Below are 391 nucleotides of genomic sequence, written 5' to 3' on the forward strand. Positions count from 1 at the left end.
CCGCGACATCCGGACATGGGTGCGACCGCAGCGGCAGGGTTCCGTATAGAGGGCGGCGATATCCCCCGTCCGGTAGCGGATCACCGGTGTCGCCTCCCTGGTCAGGGTCGTGAAGACCAGTTCCCCATACTCCCCCTCCGGCAGCGGGACCCCCGTCTCGGGGTGGATCACCTCGGGCAGGAAGTGGTCCTCCGCGATGTGCAGGCCGTCCTTCGCCTCCCGGCACTCGATGGAAACGCCGGGACCGATCACTTCGGACAACCCGTAAATATCGATGGCGTCAATGCCCCAGACCTCCTCCAGGGTGCGCCGCATCTCCTCCGACCAGGACTCCGCCCCGAAGATTCCGTATTTCAGCGACGTGTCCCGGGGGTTTTTCCCCGACTCGATC

General features: G+C 65.5%; 1 protein-coding gene. It reads right to left on the reverse strand.

Features of this window, described 5'->3' with window-relative positions:
• On the reverse strand, positions 1-391 hold a 391-nt coding region (locus RZO55_RS10075), incomplete at both ends, for a phenylacetate--CoA ligase family protein (protein ID WP_369293205.1).

This window comes from Clostridium boliviensis (assembly GCF_033342255.1).
Taxonomy (GTDB): Bacteria; Bacillota; Clostridia; order Lachnospirales; family Lachnospiraceae; genus Lacrimispora; species Lacrimispora boliviensis.